The sequence below is a fragment of the Castellaniella sp. GW247-6E4 genome, from assembly GCF_040276065.1.
Lineage (GTDB): Bacteria > Pseudomonadota > Gammaproteobacteria > Burkholderiales > Burkholderiaceae_B > Castellaniella.
The window spans coordinates 1-933 of record NZ_JBELOI010000048.1 but is presented as its reverse complement, the minus strand read 5'-3'; the positions used below and the strand labels follow the sequence as shown (position 1 = coordinate 933).

General features: G+C 57.9%; 1 protein-coding gene. It reads right to left on the bottom strand.

The window, feature by feature from the left end:
• A partial coding sequence (locus tag ABS761_RS16870) for an Ig-like domain-containing protein (RefSeq protein ID WP_350409551.1) occupies positions 1-933 on the bottom strand: 933 nt, incomplete at both ends.

Below are 933 nucleotides of genomic sequence, written 5' to 3'. Positions count from 1 at the left end.
CCATCGGCACCAACTGCGCCTGTGAGTGAGGTGCCGCCAACCGTCAGGGTGACAACATCGCCTTCATTGAATTCACCCGTCACCGTACCAGTGACGTTTACCGATGTGTCAGATTCGGCAGCGTTGATGACGTTATCCGAAGTCACCGGATCAACCGAGACCGTCAGCTCGGGCGCAGCAGTATCCACGCCATAGCTGTGCGTAGCATTCGTCGTCGTACTATTACCTGCGGCGTCCGTCGTCGTCACTGAAACATTCAGAGAGCCAGCAGCAGCCAGATCAGAGCCAGCAACCGCAATCGTCCACGACCCATCGGCACCAACCGCGCCTGTAAGCAAGGTGTTGCCAACCGTCAGGGTGACAACATCGCCTTCGTTGAACTCACCGGTCACCTTGCCAGTGACACCCACCGAAGCGCCAGACTCAGCCGCATTGATCACGTTGTCAGCAGTGATCGGGTCAACCGAGACCGTCAATTCCGGCGCTACCGTGTCTACACCATAGCCATGCGTAGCAGTTGTCGTCGTGCTGTTACCCGCCGCATCGGTTGTCGTGACCGATACATCCAGAGAATCCGCAGCAGCCAGATCAGAGCCAGTAACCGCGATCGCCCACGACCCATCCGCAGCAACAGTACCGCTGTACTCAACGCTGTTGACCGTCAGGGTGACCGCATCACCCTCGTTGAACTCTCCCGTCACCTGGCCCGTGACATTTACCGAAGCACCAGACTCTGCGGCATTGATCACATTATCCGAAGTCACCGGATCAACCGAGACTGTCAGCTCAGGAGCAGCCGTATCTACGCCATAGGAATGGGTCGCCGTCGAAGTCGTGCTATTGCCCGCCGCATCCGCAGTCGTTACTGAAACACTCAACGCATCAGACGCTGCAAGGTCAGACCCAGCAACCACGATCGTCCACGTGCCATCG